General features: G+C 64.0%; 14 protein-coding genes and 1 pseudogene. 13 read left to right on the top strand and 2 right to left on the bottom strand.

Translation table 11 applies throughout. From position 1 onward, the window contains the following. Positions 1 to 1650: pseudogene (locus tag ACVBEQ_RS06385) on the bottom strand (IS481 family transposase); the annotation flags it as partial. Between the two features lie 157 nt (positions 1651 to 1807). Between ACVBEQ_RS06385 and ACVBEQ_RS06390 the strand changes: the two are divergent. Both ACVBEQ_RS06390 and ACVBEQ_RS06395 read left to right on the top strand, forming a co-directional pair. Further along, the gene (locus tag ACVBEQ_RS06390; RefSeq protein WP_447153456.1) at positions 1808 to 3199 is read left to right on the top strand and encodes an IS1380 family transposase; all 1392 of its coding nucleotides are present in this window, start codon (positions 1808 to 1810) and stop codon (positions 3197 to 3199) included. Between the two features lie 431 nt (positions 3200 to 3630). Beyond that, a complete protein-coding gene (locus ACVBEQ_RS06395) occupies positions 3631 to 5178 on the top strand; it encodes a fascin domain-containing protein (protein WP_447153457.1) in 1548 nt (515 codons plus the stop codon). Between the two features lie 297 nt (positions 5179 to 5475). Here ACVBEQ_RS06395 and ACVBEQ_RS06400 read toward each other — a convergent pair whose 3' ends face one another. Next, on the bottom strand, positions 5476 to 6741 hold the full coding sequence (locus ACVBEQ_RS06400) for a phenylacetate--CoA ligase family protein (RefSeq protein WP_473163163.1): 1266 nt from the start codon (positions 6739 to 6741) through the stop codon (positions 5476 to 5478). A 166-nt stretch (positions 6742 to 6907) separates the two neighbouring features. Here ACVBEQ_RS06400 and ACVBEQ_RS06405 point away from each other — a divergent pair, with 166 nt between their 5' ends. From ACVBEQ_RS06405 to ACVBEQ_RS06455, 11 genes are all read left to right on the top strand, one after another. Beyond that, a complete protein-coding gene (locus tag ACVBEQ_RS06405; protein ID WP_447153458.1) occupies positions 6908 to 9019 on the top strand; it encodes a heparinase II/III family protein in 2112 nt (703 codons plus the stop codon). Between the two features lie 72 nt (positions 9020 to 9091). Continuing rightward, positions 9092 to 9493, top strand: coding sequence for a Rossmann-fold NAD(P)-binding domain-containing protein (locus ACVBEQ_RS06410; protein ID WP_447153459.1), 402 nt, complete (start codon positions 9092 to 9094; stop codon positions 9491 to 9493). Positions 9494 to 9519: 26 nt separating this feature from the next. Next, a complete protein-coding gene (locus tag ACVBEQ_RS06415; protein ID WP_447153460.1) occupies positions 9520 to 9726 on the top strand; it encodes a hypothetical protein in 207 nt (68 codons plus the stop codon). After that, positions 9726 to 10757: a glycosyltransferase family 2 protein gene (locus tag ACVBEQ_RS06420; RefSeq protein WP_447153461.1), complete on the top strand. Its 1032-nt coding sequence runs from the start codon at positions 9726 to 9728 to the stop codon at positions 10755 to 10757. The genes ACVBEQ_RS06415 and ACVBEQ_RS06420 overlap by 1 nt, the downstream gene beginning before the upstream one ends. A 632-nt stretch (positions 10758 to 11389) precedes the next feature. Then, positions 11390 to 13048 carry a hypothetical protein gene (locus ACVBEQ_RS06425; protein WP_447153462.1) on the top strand — a complete coding sequence of 553 codons (1659 nt, stop codon included), beginning with the start codon at positions 11390 to 11392 and terminating at the stop codon, positions 13046 to 13048. Continuing rightward, positions 13045 to 14643 (top strand): O-antigen ligase family protein, encoded by a 1599-nt coding sequence (locus ACVBEQ_RS06430; RefSeq protein ID WP_447153463.1) that lies wholly within the window; start codon positions 13045 to 13047, stop codon positions 14641 to 14643. The genes ACVBEQ_RS06425 and ACVBEQ_RS06430 overlap by 4 nt, the downstream gene beginning before the upstream one ends. Next, positions 14636 to 15733: a glycosyltransferase family 4 protein gene (locus tag ACVBEQ_RS06435; RefSeq protein ID WP_447153464.1), complete on the top strand. Its 1098-nt coding sequence runs from the start codon at positions 14636 to 14638 to the stop codon at positions 15731 to 15733. The genes ACVBEQ_RS06430 and ACVBEQ_RS06435 overlap by 8 nt, the downstream gene beginning before the upstream one ends. Before the next feature lie 123 nt (positions 15734 to 15856). Then, positions 15857 to 18217 (top strand): glycosyltransferase, encoded by a 2361-nt coding sequence (locus tag ACVBEQ_RS06440; RefSeq protein WP_447153465.1) that lies wholly within the window; start codon positions 15857 to 15859, stop codon positions 18215 to 18217. A gap of 303 nt (positions 18218 to 18520) precedes the next feature. Then, positions 18521 to 19069, top strand: a complete 549-nt coding sequence (gene rfbC / locus ACVBEQ_RS06445; RefSeq protein WP_447153466.1) for a dTDP-4-dehydrorhamnose 3,5-epimerase — start codon at positions 18521 to 18523, stop codon at positions 19067 to 19069. Between the two features lie 227 nt (positions 19070 to 19296). Further along, positions 19297 to 20355, top strand: coding sequence for an NAD-dependent epimerase/dehydratase family protein (locus ACVBEQ_RS06450; protein WP_447153467.1), 1059 nt, complete (start codon positions 19297 to 19299; stop codon positions 20353 to 20355). Beyond that, the gene (locus ACVBEQ_RS06455) at positions 20352 to 21581 is read left to right on the top strand and encodes a methyltransferase domain-containing protein (protein WP_447153468.1); all 1230 of its coding nucleotides are present in this window, start codon (positions 20352 to 20354) and stop codon (positions 21579 to 21581) included. The genes ACVBEQ_RS06450 and ACVBEQ_RS06455 overlap by 4 nt, the downstream gene beginning before the upstream one ends. Positions 21582 to 21591 lie beyond the last annotated feature (10 nt).

The following is a 21591-nucleotide window of genomic DNA, read 5'->3' on the forward strand; positions in this document are numbered from 1 at the left end:
TCGTGGTCGGTCGGCCTTGATGTTACGGACGGGCAGTGTCGTAGTCCGGCGGATCACGCGGGTTTCGCCGTCATCGAGTTCTATCGCCAGGGTGGTGTCGGAGACGTGGACCGTCACGGTTTCGTGCTGATGAGTCCGGCCGAGCGAAACCTTCTGGCTGCACACCATGATCACGCCGGTGCTCGAGACGCGGCGCTGGACCCGAACCGGTTCGGTGGAGGGTCGGGGTGGTGGGCCGGCCGGCCGGTTCCCGCGGAGTCGGATGATCTTGTCGTGGCTGAGCGGGTTCGGCCGCACCCGCAGCAGCTCGCGACTGTCCAGGTCGAAGAACATCAGGGTGTCGCGTTCGATGCGGATCCCGAGGCGGCGTCCGCTGAGGATCTCCGCGGCGAGGATGACGTGGCCACCGAGGACGACGGTGCCGGCACGGGAGACGACCCGCTCGACCTCGACGGCATCGCCGGGTTCGATCGGTGGCAGCGGGGACGGGCCGGCGGCCACGGCACCCGCGGCGACCAGCCGGGCCAGGTCGGTCACGGTCAGGTGCGAGCGCACCGTTTTGATCCGGGTCCCGCCGATGAACAGATGGATCAGGTCGGTGTCGGCCCAGAACCGGACGACCTGACCGGACCGAGTGGGTCCGAGCCAGAGCTGCCGGCCGGCGAGTTGCAGGTTCCCGGCCGGCGGGACGACCCGGTCGAATTCCACCGCTCCACCCGGGTAGCCGGCCGTGGTGCCCGAACCCGTTCCCAGCTCGGCCTTTTCGTCGGCGTTGCTGGCTGGTTCGTCCGAAGTACCCTGCGACGCAACGAGCGTCGGGGGCAGCCAGAGCGGCAACAACTCTCGCTCCGCATCGCCGGTCGGAGTGAAGCGGTCCGCCGGGCTGACCGGCCGCTGATCATCCAGCGCTTGGTGGGGTCGGTCGGCGTTGTATTCCCGGACGAACTTGTCGACGGCGGCCTGCGCCGCGCCCAGCGACTCAAACGGGTCGTGATCATCGAGCAGTTCCCGCCGCAGCGTGAGGTGGAAGCGTTCGATCTTGCCGGTCGTGGTCGGCGACGCCGGCTGGGTCAATCGGTGGATGATCCCGTTGTGCCGGCAGATCTTGTCGAACAGCACCTCGCCGCCCCTGCTGAACCGGCCGGTGAACTGCTTGCCGTTGTCGGTCAAGATCTCGTCCGGCACACCGAACCGGGCCAGCGCCCCGGCCAGCGCCAGACACACCGCCCGGCCGGTGGCCCGCTCCACCACCGACGCCGTCACGCAGAACCGGGAGTGGTCGTCCACCCCGGTCACCACCTTCACCTCGCGGAGCGCTCCGGTGGCGATGTCGACCAGCCATACGCCGCCGACGATGTCCAGCTGCCACAGTTGCATCGGCCCAGGCCGTTCCCACCGTTGGTAGGAGTTCCGTGGCCGTTTCCGCTTCCTCGGCGTGACCAGGCCATGTCGGATCAGGATCCGGTTGATCGTCGCCGTCGACGGGACGGTCAGTGCGCCGGGCTTCTTCAGCAGTTCCATGCGGATCCGCTTGGCGCCCCATCGGGGGTGGGTCCGCCGCGTCTCGGCCACCCGCACCGCCACGTCGTCGCTGGCCTGATGCGGACACGACCGGGGCCGGTGCGAGCGGTCCGCCAGACCGGTCACGCCCGGACGTGGGCCGATTGTGAATTTCGACGCTAAACTAACCTCGCGCTTTCACGGTAATTCGGGAATGCGCCGGGTGTGGTCATGGGAAAGGTGCTCTGACCTGCGATGATGAGGGTCTTCGAGGTCCAGATCGTCGCGAGAGCGGAGCACCTTTCTGATGCGGAAGTCTACCCGGTGGCGGCTGCCCACGGTTGATGCCGGCGGGCGAAGGATCGTGTCCTCGGCCGGTGGTGTGCTGATAGTCAGGACCGCCCGCACCGCGGGTCTTGATCGGGCACTGACCGCGGCCTTGGCGCCGTGGCGCAGGCCGATGGCCCGGCACGATCCGGGCAAGGTCGTGTTGGATGTGGCGGTCGCGTTGGCGTTGGGTGGCGACTGCCTGGCCGATATCTCCCAGCTCCGGGCGGCGCCGGACGTATACGGCCCGGTCGCCTCCGACCCCACGGTGTCCCGGCTGCTCGACGTGCTGGCCGCGGACGCACCGAAAGCGTTGTCGGCGTTGGCATCCGCGCGGCGGTCCACGCGTGCACGGGTCTGGCAACTCGCGGGCGGGAACGCCCCGGACCACGGCATCGACGCCGGCCGTCCGATCGTGATCGACGTCGACGCCACCCTGCTGACCGCGCATTCGGAGAAGGAATCCGCGGCGCCGACCTTCAAACGCGGGTTCGGGTTCCACCCGATCGGGACCTGGGTCGATCACGGCCCGGAAGGAACCGGGGAACCGTTGGCGATGTTGCTGCGGCCGGGCAACGCCGGCGCGAACAACGCCGCCGACCACATCACCGTCGTCACCGACGCGTTGGCTCAACTCCCACTGCAGGGCAATGATTCTCGACCCGGCCGGCGGGTCCTTGTCAGGGCCGACGGGGCCGGCGGCACCCACGACTTCGTGGACTGGTTGACCCGGCGCCGGGTGCAGTACTCGGTCGGGTTCGGCCTGACCGAAACGATCGCCCGGATCGTCGACGACCTCCCCGCGGCGGCGTGGACACCGGCATACAACGCCGACGGAGAAGTCCGCGACGGCGCCTGGGTCGCCGAACTCACCGCCATAGTCAATCTCCGGTCCTGGCCCGAAGGCATGCGGTTGATCGTCCGCGCCGAACGACCCCACCCCGGCGCCCAGCTGCGATTCACCGATTCAGACGGGCACCGGCTCACCGCGTTCGCCACCAACACCCGCGGTGGCCAACTGGCCGCCCTGGAACTGCGGCACCGCCGCCGGGCCCGCTGCGAGGACCGCATCCGGGCAGCGAAAACCACTGGGCTGGGCAACCTCCCACTCCACGGCTTCGACCAGAACCAGATCTGGGTCGCGATCGTGATGCTCGCCTGCGAGCTCACAGCATGGCTGCAAATGCTCGCCCTGACCACCAGTGATGCCCGCCGCTGGGAACCCAAACGGCTGTGCTACCGACTGCTCTGGATCGCCGGGCGATTCACCCGCCGCAACCGACGAACCCACCTACGACTCGCCGCCGCCGCGCCCTACGCGCACCTCGCCGTCACCGCCTACCAGCACCTGGCCGCACTCGACCCAGACTAACCCACGACCAGACCGCCAGGCTCTTCGTTTCAGAAAACACCGGCCAGTGGAACCGGCGCCCCGCCCGGCGACATGGCAAGCAAACCCACACCCTGGGCAGAAAGGACACGAAAACGATCTTGAACCCGGCCGCTCAGCCAAGCATGCCCGCCCCGTGAAAGATCGAGGCTAAGGGGGAGGAGTTCGCTGCGTCCACCGGCCCCAACCCGAAGGTTACGTATCATAGCTCAATCAAACAGGCCCAACCCGAACCAATAAATCAGACTTCACCCTGCCTCGTCTGACTTGACATATGTCGGAACGTCGCAGCTAGGCTATGTCAGCGGGGTCTCGATTGAGTGAATTTACTGGAGGTAGTAGTGCGGCTGGTCGGCGACATGATCGCAACGAGGACTCGCCTTCGACGGAGGTCAACCACCCCGGTTCTAGGGGTGCTGGTCGCCGTGCTGGCAGCTACGGTGGTCGTCGCTTCGTCCACCGCTCCGCGGGGCCACGAGGCGCAGATGGCGGACTCGATCGGCGTCGCCGCTGCCGCCACCGAGGTTGTTGCGTTGCGCGCCAAGGCGAACGATCGTTATGTGGCGGCCGATAACGTCGGGAAAGCCCCGCTCATCGCCAACCGGACCGTTATCGGGCCCTGGGAGACGTTCGATCTGATCCATGTCAATTCCACCGACGTGTATCTACGAGCCCACGCCAACGGAAAATTCGTTTGCGCCGAGGCCGCCGGCGCTTCTGCTCTTATTAGCAGCCGCGATGTTCCGGGGCTTTGGGAGACGTTCCAACTCATCAAGAACAGTGACGGCACGACGAGCCTGCGGGCGCGGGCGAACAATAAACTTGTCACGGCCGAAAACGCGGGTGACGCTCCGTTGATCGCCAATCGGACCGAGGTGGGGGAATGGGAGAAATTCGACGTCATTGCCTTGAACTTAACCGATCTAACACCTACCACAGTCCGCGACCCCTTGAAGCAACCGTTTTCCAGTACAAGCATCTGGAACATGCCCATCGGTACCGGTGCCGTGTACGTACCTGCCAATCTGCCGTCGGTGCCTGGTGGAGATGTGTGGTCGCCTATGCCCCAGATCGACGATGACATCATTGTCCTCAAGCCGGCGGCGCCTTTGACGAGTGTCAGGCACAGCAGCGCGGAGTGGTCAGGTTCGAACCGGTGCACCGGCGGTAGTCAGATTCTCGCGACTGTCCCGATTCCGTCCGGGTTCCTGGTCGGCAACTCACGCGACAACAACTCCGCCGCGATCCTCCTGCAGGACGGGCGCACCATCGCGCAGATGCAACCGTTCACCAGATGCACAGCAGGCGGTGCGGCGACGAGCCTGCTGACGTTCCCGAACGTCGACATCTACGGTGACGGCATCAGCGGCTCACACGGCGGGTCAGGAATGTCGGCGCTCGGCGGAACCATCCGACTCGGCGAATTACGCCCCGGGCAACAAGGACCACGCCATGCACTGAAGGTGAACGTCCACTCGGCGCACGACCTCTACAACTGCTCGACGTTCACCGACTGCTACCGGTGGCCGGCGGCCACCGCCGACACCTATGCGACACCGGAGTACGGAACCGTAAACAACAACCAGAACAAGGCGATGAAGATGGGGGCGCTGCTCGCCATTCCTGCGTCGGTTGACGTCAATGGCCTAGACCTTAAATCTGAGCCGGGCCGGCAGTTGGCGTGGACGTTGCAGAACTACGGGGCGTACATCGTCGACTCCACCGGCGGCCCGGGCTTCGCCATCGAAGCAGAGTCAGGGCCTGACGGTTCTGTTCGTACGCAGTTCCAGTTTGATTACGGGTACCCGCTGGAACAGCGGGTGCGGGACAACACTCCGTGGTCAACTGACCTCCAAAAAATCGTCGCACTGCTTGCCGTCGTCGACAACAACTCGGCGACCAGAGTGGGTGGGGGCGGCACTCCGCTCCAGCCACTCGCACCTCCGCTCGCGGGACCTTGACGCGTGTGAATGATCGGCTGCCGTCCGTCTCGGGCATCAATAGTTCGCCAGTACCCGCCACCTGATCTCAATCGTGCGGTTGACACTGGCCTCTGGACATGCCATCGGATTACCGATCCCTTAGACCTCAACCGACGGCGCGGGTCGGGATCCGCAGTCACCCGATCACGCACCGGACGTTCCTGTCTTCTCGACTTTCGTCCATCTGCAAACTCACGAAAGTTCGACGGGTAAGGCAATAGTCACTGGAAGCCAGCAGATCCGTGTCAACCCAAGGCCATGGGATGTAATGCTCAATCAACGACCTTCGACGACCACGCAGCGAAACTTGCCGCTGGCCGGGTCGGGTAGCGTTGACAGGGTGCGGACGCTCACCTCTTGACCCTTGCCGAAGTATCGGTCGACGTTGCGAAGGACCTGCTGGGTGGTCCGATCAGCGTCATAGCGGACACCGGGGACGACGCGCACCTCGAACCGCCCCTTGGACAGCTGTGCAATCTGGGCCATGCGTAACCCGGTCAGATCGTCCAGGATAGTGGAGGGCAGCGGCAGCGGCCGGCCGTCGGCGGCGACGAACGAGTCCTCTACTCGGCCGTCAATGGCGCCAATCCTCTCGAATGCGCGCCCGCACGGGCACGGTCCAGCTCCCGCAGGGCCGATCTCGTCTCCAGTGCGGTAGCGGAACAGGGGGAATCCCCAGTTATGCAGCGGCGTACCAACGATCTCCCAGCGGTCTCGGACGCCGGGCACCGGCAGCAGCTCGACGATGCCGTAGTCGGGGAACACGTGGTAACCGCCCTGCTCACAGCCGCCGGCCATCGCGACCCGCTCGGTCTGGCCGTAATGGTCGACGATCGGCCCGCCGAACACCTCCCGCATGAGCCGCAGTTGCCCGGGACTCATCACCTCCGACGAGGTGATGATCGCTCGCACCGGCATCCGCAAGTCGCATTCGCGGAGCAACGTAGCGAGCAGCGTGATGCTCGACGGCCAGCCCTCTACCGCGTGCGGCTCGAAGGCCCGGATTTCCTCGGCGATAGGCCGGATGTTGTCGGGGGTGAGCTGGTAGCTGGACACGAACAGTTGGTTGGCACCCGGCAGCGGCTTGGTCGGCTTGCCGTGCTGGTCGGAGGCGAACGACGAACCACGCAGGATGACCCGGCGGGCGTCGCTCGGCAGCCCGAACCACCTCCACTGCCGCTCCAGGAATGCCAGCTCATACACCGAAGAGCCGGGCGTGCGGTAGGCGGTGACCACGGAGCCGCTGGTGCCACTGGATCGCGCCGGCCACATCAGCCTGCGCGGGTACACCAGGAAGTCGTCGACGCGATCCGCAAGGTCGCGACGGCTCAGCAGCGGCAACCGAGTGAGATCGTCGAGGGACTGGATGTCCCTCGGGCGCACGTCGGCGGTGCGGAACCAGTCGCGATAGAACGGCGAGCGCCGCGCAGCGACCTGAACCAACGCCCGCAACTTGCGTTCTTGGTACCGCCGGATCTGATCCGCGTCGGCGCGTTCCAGGGTTGCGAGCGTGCGCATCATCACGTGGCGCAGGGGGTGCACCCGTCGGATTCGGTGCTTTAGGCTTTGCCGACCGCCACCAGGTGCCACCGACGTCCCCCTTTAAAACGTTACTCGCGATGCTGGTCGCATCCCCGTCGTGCGCCGCGCTCAGGTTATCGCAGCGTCGCTACGGTCACGTCTACGTCTCGACCAGAAAGGTCCCGTGGTGTCGAAGGCGTCTTGGTACGTGGGTCGGCTCCGGTCGATGTCGCTTGCCGAGGTCGGCTGGCGTACCGGTCGCCTCGCGCGGGGTCGGCTGGCAGAGGGCCCCCTGATCCGCGACTCGCACGTGCTCGGGCCCGAGACGAACTGGCCGGCCGAGTTCGACCGATTCCGGCGTGCCGCGGACCGACCGGTGGTGCTCGCCCGCGATCGGGCCCGAGCGATCGCCGCAGCCGAGCCGGCCTTGACGAAGGACATGATCGCCGCAGCCCGTAAGGCCGCCGAGCTACGCGTCGCATACTTCGGCTACCCCGAGGTGGAGATACCGCGGCCGACGGACTGGAACTACGATCCGGTGTCTCACGTTCGGTGGCCCGACCTGCCCGCACGCCAGATCGACCACCGCACTGCCGCTGGGGACGTGAAGTGGATTTGGGAGCTCAATCGGCTGCAGCACCTGCCCTTGCTGACGCAGGCGTGGCTGATCACGGGGGAAAAGGCCTTCAGTGAGGCGGCCTGCGAACAGCTGGACTCCTGGCTCGCGCAGAATCCGCCCGGAAACGGGATCGCGTGGCGTGGTGCGTTTGAGGCCGGGATCCGAGCGATCTCAGTGTCCTTGGCTGTGCAGGGTTTGCGGGACTCGGACGCGCTGACGCTCGAACTTTACCGAGAGGTGGTGTGCATGCTCGCCGAGACCTGCCGTCGCTGCTGGGCCGAGCGCTCGCTGTACAGCTCTGCGAATAATCATCTCGTCGGCGAGCTGGCAGGTCTGGCCACGGTGGCAATTCTGTTCCCTGAGCTCGCGGGGGCGCGCCGGTGGGAGCGCCGTGCCGTGTCGGCGTTGGTGACGCAGGCGGACCGCCAGATCCTGCCCGACGGTGCCGGTGCCGAGCAGGCGGTGGGCTACCAGGTGTTCGCAGCCGAGTTGATGCTCGTCGTCGCGCACCTGTTGTGGCTACGCGACGGCCTGGCGCCAGTGGCGCTCACCAACGCGGTGGATCGCAGCGCCGGCTACCTGTCCGCTGTGATTGGCGAGCGGGACCCGGCGCCGCGCTACGGGGATGACGATGAGGGTTTCGCGCTGCGGTTGGGCCCCGAGCCAGTGCGAACGGTGCGCGAGCACTTGGCGATCGTTGGGGCAGCTTCGGGAAATGCGGCCTTTAGTGCGCGTGGAACGAACTCGCTGACTGCCCGGTGGCTGACCCGACCGAGGGCGGTCATCGGGTCGGTCCCGCCGGACGATCTTTACGCCCGTGACGGCGGCCTGGTTGTGCTGCGCGCGGGCACACGACGGGTCACGATGGACGTCGGGCCCCTCGGGTACCTTTCGACCGCCGCCCACGGTCACGCCGATGCGCTAGCTGTGACGTTGAGCAGTGACGGCGTCGAGTTCGTTGGCGACCCGGGCTCCGGCAGCTACTACGGCGACCCCGAGCGCCGTCGGGTGCACCGAGGCACCCGCGTGCATGCGACAGTCACGGTGGACGGCACTGACCAGTCAGTAATTGGAGGTCCGTTCCTTTGGACGCGGCACGCGCGGGTGCAGGTCCGTGCCGTCGATCTCGGGGCGGGGATCGTCGATGCCGAGCACGACGGGTACGGCCGCCTGGATCCACCGGTGCGGCATCGCCGATGGCTAATCGCCCCGCCGGAGCAGGCGACGGTGCTGGTTGTCGACCTGCTCACCGGAGCGGGCGAGCACGACGCGACGGTGTCATGGCCGCTGGCCCCCAAGCTGCGTCCGAGCCAGTCCGCTCGTGGCTTCCGGGTCGAGCAGACCAACGGGCCGGGGCTCCAGGTGTGCTACGCCGCCACGGTCGAGACTCGTGGGTCTCAGGTACGCGGAGAGAAGGACAGCCTGCTGGGGTGGTGGTCCGAGCGACTGGAACGTCCCGTCCCTGCGTCCTTACTTGGCGTGCATGGGTCCGGGCCGCTGCCGCTGGTCTTCGCAACCTTGTTGCGGCCGGACGGCGACGGTGAACCGGTCGAGGACCTGAGGGTGGGGATGTCCCGCGACTGGATCGAGGTACGGTGGTTTACGGGTCGCACTGTTTATGCGGTCGGCATTGACCCCGGGGGCGACGCTGCCGTCACATCGAGCATCGGCGATTGGTGAGGGTAGGCAGTGGTCTCGATCTGGAGGTAGGGATTACTGTGAGTTCAGATGCCGACGCCTTCGGTGAGTTCCTTGACCCTCAGCATCTTCGCCCCAGATCACGCCGGCTGGTTTCGGGCGGGGTATTTCGCGGTGCGTGGACACACCGCCATTTGTCTCGATGCGATTTCGCAAAGGACCGAGTTCCTGGCGTACGGCAAGGTGCCGGTCGTGGAGAAAGCGGATGATGAGTTGACCGCCGAGCAGGTGGCCTCTGGCCGCCTCGCCGTCTGGTCGGAGCCCACCCGAGCTGTTCAAGACAGCCACCCGACGATCGTGTATGTCGGCACGCTCGCGGCGCCGAATGGCTCGCGGTCTACCGAGTTTCTCGAACGTACGACCGAGCAGATCGTTGCGGCGCTGTCCGGTAAGGACGGCTGGCACGACGCCTTGATCGGAATTCGACAGTCGCGAACGTCGCGCTGTCTCGGCTGATCGACGCGTACTGGGCCTCCATCGAGGTGCGGCTGCCGCACATCAGCGAGCTGCTTGGCGACGAGCTCGCCGACGTCGTCGACCACAGCTTGCTCTCCCGTCGTTCGTTTAGGGACCCCGAGGTTGCGGCGGTCATCGACGGGCTCGATCTCGACCTGCTGCTGCTCAATCTCGTCCACCTGCACGACTCAAAGAGTCCGCAGCAACGTCCGCGATATCGGAGGATGGAATGATGACGGCTCCCGTGCAGTTCAGCTTCCTCACCACGGCGTACCGCACTGAGCGTTACCTACCGAAAACCATCGAGTCGGTGAGGGCGCAGACCTATCGCGACTGGGAGATGGTTGTAGTCGACAACGGGAACTCCGACGAGATGGCCGCGATCGTCCAGTCCTACGCCGCCCTCGACGCGCGAATCCGGCTGGTGCGACAGGAGAACAAGGGGTACCAGGGCGGGGTCATGGCCGCTGCCGCTGCCGCGCGGGGCAGATTCGTCTGCGTGCTGGACAGCGATGATCAACTGCTTCCCGAGTTCTGCGCCCGGATCAACGCGGTGGTCGGCAGCGATCGCAGCGTCGACGCGGTCGGGATCGACGCCTACCGATTCAACGAGCCTGAGGACGTGAACTTGCCTACGTCGTACATGCGTTCGATCGGCGTGAAGGAGGTTGCCCATCCCTCTCGGCGGCTGACGCTCGCCGAGGTCCTCGGTGGGCGTGTTCCGTACTACACCGCCGCGATCCGACGCGAGGCCTGGGATGCCGTGGGCGGCTACGCACCCGGAATCGACGACGTGGACGAGTCGGTGATCATCTGGTGCCGGTTGGTCGACCGATTCGATGTCCGGTTGTTGCCGGACCAGCTTGCCCGCTACCGGCTGAGGCCTGACTCGCTGTCGCGCGAACCGGCAAAGGTGGAAGCGTTCGAGCGTCAGTTGATGCGATCATTCATCGAGGGTGCACGACAGGCGACGGACCCGGCGCATCACGCCGCGCTGGAATCGACTTTGCGCAAGCTGCGCTATGATCAGTCGATCCGACGGGCGCGTCGCGCGCTGCTGGACGGCGATACCAAGGCGGCGAGGACGTCCGCCAAGGCTGCGTTCACCCAGCGACGCACTGCACGTTCGGCCGCCCTCGTCACCGCACTTGCCGTCTGTCCAGGTCTCCTCAGGCAGTTGCACCCAGCGAAGCGGAAAGTGACCGATACAGTCGAGCATGCGCTCGGACGGCTGCGGCAATCGCCGAGGGAAGAGCGCACGTGACCGCTTGATGCGTCGCTGTGGTTCGGTCAGGGCTGCATTGCTCCCGGTCTCGATGTTGTACGCAGAGGTTCGTAGCGGTCGTTGGCCTGCGGCTGGTACGGGTGCGGCGTTTTGCGCGCACCAGCCCAGCAGGGCGGCCTTGAAGTCCTTACTCTGGGAGAACCGTTATCGGTCTAGCACCTGATCTGATACACGGTGGTCATAATCGCCCGATGGAGGAACACAATGTGCCGGGGCGAGGCTGCCTGCCGCTGGGATTGCGCGGTGGGCGTCGCCGCTCCAGCCCTGCTCTCACCAACCGCCACCGTCCGCCCAACTTCTTCGCATCCGGCACTGCGGCGTTCCCTCGCGTGTTCGTACGCCTTTGACGGGCCGCCGTGAGTATCGGTTAGTACGAGGGGAAACAGTACCCAGCGGACTTTGCCAGTCGAGCCGCGGTCAGCCAATCGGAGCAGTCCTTCAGTTGCCTGATGTAGCATACCGTTAGTAATCGGGTGCTTGGACTACACCGGCCGGGGCGCAGATCGACTTGAAGTTGTCTGAATCGGACACCAAGGACGCGACAAGTGTGACGTACAGCGTCGGGGTTAGTATGGGGGAGCGGATTTCAGTTGGAGATTAGCACGTTGTCCGTGCAGTTCGATCGGATCCGCCGCCGCAAATGGGTAGTGGCTGCTTTTGTCCTGCTCTTCTTGGTGGGCGGTCTAGTTTCGGCATTAACCCAGCGCACCACTTACACGACCAAGGCCGCACTCCTGGCAACGTCGCAGAACCGCGCGCCAGAACAAGACGCAATCCTCGCGCAAGGCTATGTGAATTTCTTCAACGATCCGTCATATCAGGCCACGTTGCGTAAGATCGCCGATGTCCCGGACGGTGTCACCTTCAAGGCGGAGACAGTCGCGTCCAGCCCTCTGATATACGTCGTCGCGTCGTCGTCGAACGAGGACGACGTGCGACTTGCCGCATCGAAGATGGCGACGGCATTTTACGAAACCGTCAACAAAGCCATACGCGCTGCTCAGGACCGCATCATCGCCGGAATCCGCCAGCCGTTCGATGACATTAAAGCTGCCAACGGCGAGATCCCCGACCAAGCCTTGGTCCAGTTGGAAGATCGAATCAGCGCCATCAGTGCCAACAGCACAAATCAGTTGGAGGTCATTCAACTGGAATCCAGCGTGACGTCAACGGCGGCGTCGTCGGCGAGCGCTGTGACTACTCTCGGCTTGGCCGTGTTCGGCGGCGTGGTCGTTGGCTGTGCCATCGCGATAGCGATGGCCGCGTTGAACCGCCGCGTCGGCTCCGAGTTCGATCTTGCGGACAAGACGGGGCTTCCCGTTACTGTTGTCATCCCGCACGGCGATCCTGCCCTCCGCGTGCAGCGCTACGGGCAGCTTGCGAACGCCGTGGCACGAGCGGACCTGCCTACTCCATCGGTGCTGGCAGTGACCCCGGTAGGCAAGTCCGTCACGGCCAGTCAAGTCGCTTGGGCGGTCGGTCAGCATAGGGCAGACCAGGGTGTCCGCACGCTAATGCTGGACGCAGGCCCGCTTATGTCGGGCCCTGATTCCGGGCTGACGGCAAACTTGCGCCCACCGGAGGCGATCGATCTCAACGGTGTCATTCGACCCTCTGATCGGCACGCCGGACTGCTCGAGTTCAATCCCGGCGGTGAAGCGGCCGTTACGCGAGCAACGGGCATCGAGCAGTTCGAACGCATGTTCCTTAAGCTTCAGGAGTATGCAGACCTCGTTGTCGTCATCGCACCGCCGATCGTTGAGACGGCCGAATGCCAGGCTCTGTGCGCTGCGTCAGACGCCGCCCTTCTAGTGGTTGAACAGTCGGTGACCAGGATCTCGGAGGTGCAAGAAGCGAAAGGCTTGATCGAAGAGATACGTGGCCGAGTCGTCGGCGCGGTTCTTCTCGAAAAGGGAGCCGAAACCGCCGAGGTGTCGGCGCTGGCCGACGGCAATGACGGAGATTTGCAAGCAGGGGACCTGGGCACGGCGACCAAGTTGCGCCTCGGCTCAGAAGCGGACGTCCGCGCTCAGGCAGGCAGACACCAAGCCAGAGGCGTCGGGCTTCGGAAGCCGTCACGGCTTCGGCACGCCCAGCGCGCGTTGCCGGCTGCGGAAGCGGCTGTGCCGGAAGTTCAGGCCGGCGCCGGCCCCAAGCAAAACCTTAGCAGTGTGGACTTAGATCGCTGGGAGGCCGTCACCGCGCCTGGTGCTGATCTGAACGCCTCCCTGCAGCCGCCAAGCGGACGTTCACTCGAAGGCCGCCGGTGAATGCCGCAGTGGGGTCGGCCGCTGATGACGCCGCAACCGAGATGTTGAGTGAAAGGCACTACAGCGATACCGCAGCCACCCGAACCGAAGGCAAAATCGGTCGGCATCATCGTCTGCGAAATTTGGCTGGAGAGCTGTTGCCATTGCTGACAGGTGTGAGCTGGCCACTAATTGTTGCGGTCGCCGCTGCCGGGATCGTGATCGCCGCCATGGTGGCTCTGCCATTTACGGACGCTGTTGTATTCATTGTGCTCGGAGTCGTTGCAATTACATTGGTTGTGCTGGGACTGTGCAGCCCGCAGTTGGCCATGCTCTTTCTGCTCGTCGCAATGTTCCTCCGACTAGCGCTGCCGTCGGTCGTCGCCAACCCTTTCATCTTTGCCTTCGGCGGACTTGTCGCGTCCTTCGGGTTGTGGTTGTCGGCTCGATCCGCCGGACGCCCCCGGCTTGGTTCGCTGGAGGGGTTCATGGTGCTCTACGTCTTGTGGAACATTTACTCAATGTTCGCTCCACATCTCTACGGCGCGACGTACCCTTTGACCGGCGAAACGATACCGGTGTACCGGTTCATTTTGACCGGAACAGTAATTCCGTTCGTGGTCTATTTCGTCGGTCGCACCATCTATCGCACAGTGGCGTCGGTGCAAATGGTGTTGTGGGCGATTGTGGCATTCGGTGCATACTCGGCATTGGTCAGCATTTTCCAGTTCTATGCCCCCGCACTTGTTTGGCCGCGTTACATCGTGGAAGCGCCACTATGGGAGGGACGGGCGAACGGAGTCTTCAACCAGCCGGTAGTGAACGGTATAGTACTGACGGCTGGCTTTATCGCTGCGATCGTTATCATCGGGGAGTGCTCGCGGAGCCCGCGCTGGTCGAAGATTCTCGCCGCCGCTAGCGCAATCGCGATGGCCTACGGCGTCTACCTGACGCACACCAGGGCAGTATGGCTCTCGTTCCTGGTTGTGGTGACAGTCGGCTTGGTGTTCGGAAAAGGCATCAGGGCCGGCTTCGCCATCACTTTGACGGCGATGGTCGTCGCGATTGCAGTCAACTGGTCGGAGTTCACCAGTGACGATCGGTCCGCGGGCGGCGTTGCGTCTGCGAACGAGTTGGAAGACAGACTGAACGGCATAGCGACCTCGATCTGGGCGTTCGAGCGGGAGCCGATCGTTGGATGGGGAATCGGCCGGTTCACGGCCGTGAACACGCTGCACCACCAGCAATGGTCGCAGGACGTGCTTTGGAAGCGCGGACTCGGCATTGCGTCGCATTTCAATGAGCTCGGGATCCTGGTTGAACTCGGCGTTATCGGCCTAACCCTGTGGCTTTTGGTTCTGGTATTTTTGATCAAAAGAATGGTGTTCGCGATCAGGACTCTGCCTCCGGACGGGCTTTGCGGGCGCAACCTGGGCTTAATGGCCGTGATGCTGCTGGGCGTGCTTCTCGTCGCCGGTTTCACCGTCGACCTCCGCTTTTTCGATTTTCCGACCGCGATGGTGTTCCTCGTCGTCGGCATCACTGTTGGTTTAGCGAACCGGCTTTGCCCGGCCGCCGACGGCCGGAAGTTCGGCCGGATCGAGAAGCATGTTTGAGAATCATTTGCTGATGCGCACTCGATCGCACCGACAGCCCAGCGCGCTGTGGGTATCGACTAGCCTCGACACCCGAGGGGGTGTCGCCAGCTTCGTGCGGATGATGCGGGATACGGACTTTTGGGATCAATGGCATGTCCGACACGTCGCTACTCATCGCGATGGATCGATTCCGAAGCGCATCCGCACTTTCCTGGTTGCCCTGGCAGTGTTGGTGCGTGAACTCGTGCTGAGACGTCCCGCGATCGTGCACGTCCACATGTCGTCGAACGGCAGCTTTTTTCGTAAGAGCATCGTGGTATGGGTCAGTAGACTGCTGCGCCTGCCAGTTGTGATACACGTGCATGGTGGCGGTTTTCATCAGTTCCAAGCGGATGCGCCCTCACTCTTGCGTAGGTACATCCGGGTCACCATCGAATCCGCTGCCGCTGTGGTCGCACTCGGCGCCAACTGGCAGCTACGGCTGCAGGCGTTAGCGCCCAAGGCGGAGGTGGTGGTGATACCGAATGCCGTTCGTCCCGGGTCAAGCATCGCGCAACCAGCACCTGGAGAGCCGGTCCGGGTGTTATTCATGGGCCGCGTGGGTGAGCACAAGGGGACGTTCGAACTGCTTGATGCGTGGGCTGTGGCGTTGGGTGCCGGCATGATCGCGCAGTTGACGATCGCAGGCGACGGCGAGGTGGATCGTGCACGCGCGCAGGTCGCCGAACTCAGTCTGGGCGAATCGGTCGACATTCTAGGTTGGGTGCCGGCGCAGGACGTGCACAACTTATTGCAAAGCTCGCACGTGCTGGTTCTGCCCTCCCACAACGAGGGCCAACCGATGGCGATCCTGGAGGCGATGGGGCACGGACTGTGTGTGGTCGCGACTGACACCGGCGGAATTCCAGACCTCGTAGACAATCAATGCGGACTGTTAGTACCTGTTGGCGACACCTTTGCGCTGGCTGCCGCTCTCGCCCGCGTTGTGATGCACACCGACGAACGGATCATGTACAGCAACAATGCGTTGCAACGAATCCGTAACGATTTCGATGTGAGCGTGGTCGCACGTCGCTACGACGAGCTCTACCGTTCGGTGCTCCGGTGACACAAGCGTCGTCAACCCCACTCGTCCAGAGCGCTTGGGCGGCTCCAAACGATCCCTCCGATCGTCCATCGGTTGAGCGCGGCGCGACCAGGTTAGCGATTGTTCCCGTAAGTAGGACCTGTCATGGCGGAAATTAGCGCCGGACAGCGTCAGATGCGCGTCCTTTATCTGGTCCCTGACCTCGGCGTAGGTGGAGCCGAACGACACGTCACGACGCTGATGCCCGCCCTCGACCCCAAGCGTTACGAGCCGTACGTGATCTGCATAGGCAAGGAAGGTGCATTGTTCGGCGCGCTGGAGCCAGCTGGGGTACCCGCGGTTGCGTTGCATCGCACAAAGCGCCAAGCCATCGCCGCGATTCGAGATCTGGTGCGCGAACTGCGACGCATTTCCCCTGATGTCGTGATCATGCGCGGCTATAGCGCCGAAGGGCTCGGTCGGATTGCAGCTCGGATCGCCAGGGTTCCGACGTCGATCGTGTGGGTGCACAACTACGGCGACACTGAGCCTCGCGGCGCGTTGCGAATCCGCGCTGACCGAGCGCTCGACCGGCTCACCGATGGCTACTTCGGCGTCGCCCGCGCTCAACTGGACTACATGGTCGACGAACTAGGCTATCCGGCCGAAAAGATCAGTATCGTGTACAACGGCGTCGACACTGAGCTATTCAATCCGACAGACGATCGAAGTGTGGTAACACACCTGGGTGTCGCTGACGGCGACCAGGTGGTCGGTATTCTCGCCGCAATGCGTCCGGAGAAGGATCACGCTCTGCTCCTCGAGGCTGCGGCGCTGATACTCGGCGAGCTACCGACGGCCAAGTTCCTGATGGTCGGAGACGGTCCGCTGCGAACAGAGCTGGAACGACACTCGCGCGAATTGGGCGTCGCCGACCGCGTTGTGTTCACCGGTGTTCGTTCCGACATTCCCGAGCTGTTGCGCGGACTCGACGTGTTCGTGCTCAGCTCCTATAGCGTCGAGTGCTTCCCGATGGCCCTGCTCGAGGCGATGGCGGCGGGTCGGCCGGCGGTGTGTACGGCGATCGGTGGGGTGCCGGAGATGATCATCGATGGCGAAACCGGTTTCTTGGTTCCCCCGCGCGATGCTCGAAATCTTGCTGATTCGATTCTCACCCTTCTCCGTGATGTACCGCTGCGCCGGCGGATGGGCGAGGCAGCACGGCGCCGGGTCGAGACGGAATTCAGCCTTCGAGCGAGCGTGACGGCCACTGAGGCGGCACTCGACCGGTTGGTCGGGGTTCCGACTCTGGCACACAGCCGGCCGATCGTGCTCACCGTAGTTCTCGATCTGACTTTTGTCGGTGGCGTGGAAATTCTCATGCTCCAGTTATTCCGGCACTTCGACTCGGACGTAGTGCGTCCCCGGATCGTGTGCCTGCGCGAGGCTGGACCGCTCGCCGACGACTTCCGCGCCGCCGGGTTCGACGTCGCCGTGCTGAAGCGCTCGGGTCGTTTCGGACTGAACCGGCTCGACGCCCTCGTCTCCGACCTACGCACCAGCGGTACCGACGTGGTGTTGGTGCCGCACCACCATCGTGCGGCGCTGTTGTTCGGCCGTCTAGCAGCACGAGCAGCTTCGATCCCGAGCGCGGTCGCCGCGCATGACATGGATCTGACCTCCGTCGGGAAACGAGTGCTGCCTCGTTGGGCCGTGTCCACGCTTCGGCTATCTGACGCGCTGGTGCTGCTCACGCGTGCCCAGGCTGCGTACCTACACCGCGAAGAGGGTGTAGCCCGCGGGCCGGCAACCACGGTCCGCGAAGTCATCATCCCAAACGGCATTGTCCTCTCACCACCGTCTGGACCTGCCGACCGAGCCCGCGCCCGTGCCGAACTCGGGCTACACCCGGAACATTTTGCGATCGGCATCATTGCCCGATTGTCCGCGCAGAAGGCGCATGAGGTGTTGTTCGCGGCGGTAGCCGAGCTCGTACACAGCCATCCGCGATCCCGCCTGTTGGTGATCGGCGGCGGCGACCGCGAGGACGAACTGCGTAGACTCGCCGACGAACTTGGCCTCCACGATGCCGCGACGTTCATGGGCGTACGGCGTGACGTTCCGCAGCTGCTTCCTGGGCTTGACGTGTCGTGTCTGTCATCGGTGCATGAAGGCGTGCCCATAATCGTCATCGAGTCGATGGCGGCTGGACTACCCGTAGTGGCGACTGATTGCGGCTCCCTGCGCGACATCGTCACAGATGGTGAACACGGCTACCTGGTTCCGGTCGGCGATTCCCGCACGCTGGCACAGCGGCTCGCGACGTTGGTCGACGACCCCGAGCTAGCCGCACGGCTCGGCCAGTGCGGACGCGCCCGCGTTGAGCGTGACTTCCAAATCACCGGCACGGCACGCGGGTACGAGCGGCTGCTCACCGAGCTCGCCGAAAGGAAGACGGGCCGACTCGGCCGTTGGACACGCCGGGGTGGTCGAACGGAGCGAGGAACCCGGTCCGCCGGGCGGTGAGAGTGCGTCCAAGGCATGCGATCCTACGGACGGGCAGGAGCGTGCGGTGGTGATGGTCTTGACAGCGGCAGCCCTTTAGGGACCTGTAGGGAGGCCGATGCCAAGCTGCGCGGCGACCGGGGCCATCCCAGGCCCACTCCGTCCCGGCGTGTCGCCCGTAACCCCGATCTAAGATCCAGCTTGGCGGCGAAGAACCGGCGAAAGAATACCTTGGTCGCAATATGAGTGCTCGCAGTTACTATGTGCGGGCCCGATGGGTCCGCCTGGAGAGCACCGACAGGCGGCAATTGTTAGGGAGCGTGAATGAAAGTTGCGACGACGTCCATACCGGGTGTGCTTATTTTCAAGCCGTCGCCCTTCAAAGACCACCGCGGAATGTTCTCAAGAACGTTCGACGCCGACGCGGTCAGTGCTGCAGGCATCGACCCGAACGGCTTTGTGCAGGACAGCATGTCTCGCTCCGTCAAGGGAGTGGTGCGGGCGTTTCACCTACGGACCGGCCAGGGTGAGTCGAAGCTCGTCCGATGCTCGTCCGGCAAAATTTTTGATGTCGTCGTCGATCTCCGCCGTGGTTCGCCGACATTCCTCACCTGGGAGTCGTTCGACCTGACCGGCGAGAATCAATGGTCGGTCTACATTCCGGCCGGATGTGCCCACGGTTTCCAGGCACTGACAGATCCTGCCGATACTGCGTACCGGATCGATCGTCGACACAACCCAACAGAAGATCTCAACCTCGCCTTTGACGATCCGATGCTCGATGTTCCGTGGCCGCTACCCGCCGGTGCCCGGTCGGAAAAGGATCGCCACGCGCCGACTCTGGCCGCGGCAGGCTTCATTGCGGGCAGGTGAACAATGCCCAGCCACGCTGGTGTCCCAGAACTTGTTGAATCGGTCTGGCCGGTCACTGCAGGTGACCGTTGGTAGCCGGATGGCGAGCCTAACTCGAATTCACCCGACGATTCGTCTGTGCTCGGCGTCCGATGTCGGATCTTCGGCAACGCTGCAGTACTATCTCGATGGGGAACTACACGATCGGCCTAGTGCCTCGTTGGGCCTGTCGGCAGTGCGCTGGTCCAGTGGCGAACGTCTGGGTGGGGAGCTTCATGCGTGTTCTGGTCGATGGCGATCGAGGTTACCTCGGCGCTGTGATGGTCCCGATGCTGATCCAGGCCGGCCACGTAGTCGTGGGATTGGACGCGGGTTGGTACGACGGATGCGACTTTGGCGAGCAACCTGGAGGTTATGAACAGCGCACCGGCGACATCCGCAGCGTGACGCCCGATGACCTCGAGGGGTTCGACGCAATCGTGCACCTGGCGGCAATCTCCAACGACCCGGTCGGTCACCTGAGCCCGGCCGCGACGTATTCGGTCAATGCGGACGGTGCCGTTCACGTCGCGCACATGGCCAAGATGGCAGGTGTTGCGCGGTTCCTCTTCTCGTCATCGTGCTCGCTGTACGGCGCCGCGGGCGATGCTCCGGTCACTGAGACCAGCGACTTCAACCCGGTGACGCCTTACGGCGAATCGAAGGTCATTGCGGAGCGCGGGATCAGTGAGCTCGCGGACGACAGTTTCAGCCCGACTTACCTGCGCAATGCCACCGCTTATGGCTCGTCGCCGCGGCTGCGAGCGGACATCGTGGTCAACAACCTGACGGGTACCGCATTCACGCGTGGTGAGGTGCGTCTGCAGAGCGATGGAAGCCCGTGGCGTCCGCTCGTGCATGCGCGCGACATTGGCGCCGCTTTCATCGCTGTGCTGCAGTCGCCGCGCGAGATCATTCACGACCAGGCGTTCAACGTCGGCCGTGACGAGGATGTGGTTCAAATCCGCGACATCGCCGAACAGGTGTCGGTACGGCTGGGTGCCCCGGTGACTTATGCAGCCGGAGCGGCGCCGGACAAACGAGACTACCGGGTGGATTTCAGCAAGATCAGCACCGTCCTGCCGACCTTTGTCCCCGAGTGGACGATCGCCCGCGGTATCGATGAACTGGCCGACGACATGGGCCGAATCGGCCTTGATACTGCAGACTTCGAGGGTGCACGGTACGTCCGGTTGGCCAAGATCCGTGAACTACTTGACTCCGGCTACCTGGAACCCAGGGAGCTTCGCCTGGCCGCGGCCCGATGAGCGTCCCACAATGTCGACTGTGCGGGGCCTCGCTGACCCACACCTTTGTCGACCTCGGCATGTCGCCCCCGTGTGAGCGGATTTTGACCGCCGACGACCTCGATGGCGGAGAAACCTTTTATCCGTTGCATGTGCGGATCTGCGACCAGTGCCTGCTGGTTCAGCTGCCTGCTTACATCCCGCCTGAGGACATCTTCGTCGACTACGCCTACTTCTCGTCGTTCTCCGACTCCTGGGTGGCTCATGCAAAGCAATTCGTCGATTTGGCATCAGACCGACTTGCCCTTGGCCGAAAGAGCTTCGTCGTCGAGGTTGCCAGTAATGACGGCTACCTCCTTCAGCACGTGATGGCGCGCGGCATCCGCGCGCTCGGCGTTGAACCCGCTGGCAATGTTGCCCAGGCCGCGATCGACAAGGGCATTCCGACCGAAGTCACGTTTCTCGGCCAGGTGACCGGGCTTGATATCGCGGGTCGGCATGGTCCAGCGGATCTCGTCGTGGCGAACAATGTCTTTGCTCACGTGCCGGACATCGTCGATTTCGCCCACGGACTACGTGCTTTGGTGGGCGACCACGGTCGGGTCAGCATCGAGATTCCTCATTTGCTGCGCTTAATTGAAGGCAACGAGTACGACACGATCTATCACGAGCATTTTTCCTACCTTTCCCTGCTCACGACCCGGCGGGTACTGGCCGAGGCCGGACTGACGGTGGTCGATGTCGACGAGCTGCCGAGCCACGGCGGATCGCTGCGCACATGGTCGGCCCCGACTGCGTTCGCGCCCGAGCCTACGGCGCAGGTCGGCCGAGTCCTGGGCTTGGAAGAAGCGGCCGGACTGCACACCCAACAGGGACATGACGGTTTCGCCGTCCAGGTTGCCACCGTGCGCAACGACCTCGTTCAGTTCCTGGTCGATCGCTCCCGCGAGGGAGCCACGGTCGCTGGCTACGGCGCGCCGGGCAAGGGAAACACTTTGCTCAATCACTGCGGTATCAGGTCCGACCTATTGTCTTTCACGGTCGATCGCAACCCGTACAAACACGGGCGATTTCTTCCCGGGACCCATATCCCCGTGCATCCGGTCGAACATCTGGCTGAGGCCAAGCCGGACTTTATTGTCATCCTTCCCTGGAACTTGAAGAAGGAGATCTCCGCTCAGCTGGAGTACACCCGTGGCTGGGGTGCGAAGCTGGTGGTGCCGCTTCCTCACCTTGAAATCTTCTAGGACTCGTCAT

It is taken from the genome of Nakamurella sp. GG22, from assembly GCF_052976845.2.

What these genes read in the sequence shown, in the direction of transcription:
- ACVBEQ_RS06390 (WP_447153456.1), top strand. Translation starts at nt 1,808, where the DNA reads ATGCGGAAGTCTACCCGGTGGCGGCTGCCCACGGTTGATGCCGGCGGG.
- ACVBEQ_RS06420 (WP_447153461.1), top strand. Translation starts at nt 9,726, where the DNA reads ATGACGGCTCCCGTGCAGTTCAGCTTCCTCACCACGGCGTACCGCACT.
- ACVBEQ_RS06435 (WP_447153464.1), top strand. Translation starts at nt 14,636, where the DNA reads ATGTTTGAGAATCATTTGCTGATGCGCACTCGATCGCACCGACAGCCC.
- ACVBEQ_RS06440 (WP_447153465.1), top strand. Translation starts at nt 15,857, where the DNA reads ATGGCGGAAATTAGCGCCGGACAGCGTCAGATGCGCGTCCTTTATCTG.
- rfbC (WP_447153466.1), top strand. Translation starts at nt 18,521, where the DNA reads ATGAAAGTTGCGACGACGTCCATACCGGGTGTGCTTATTTTCAAGCCG.
- ACVBEQ_RS06455 (WP_447153468.1), top strand. Translation starts at nt 20,352, where the DNA reads ATGAGCGTCCCACAATGTCGACTGTGCGGGGCCTCGCTGACCCACACC.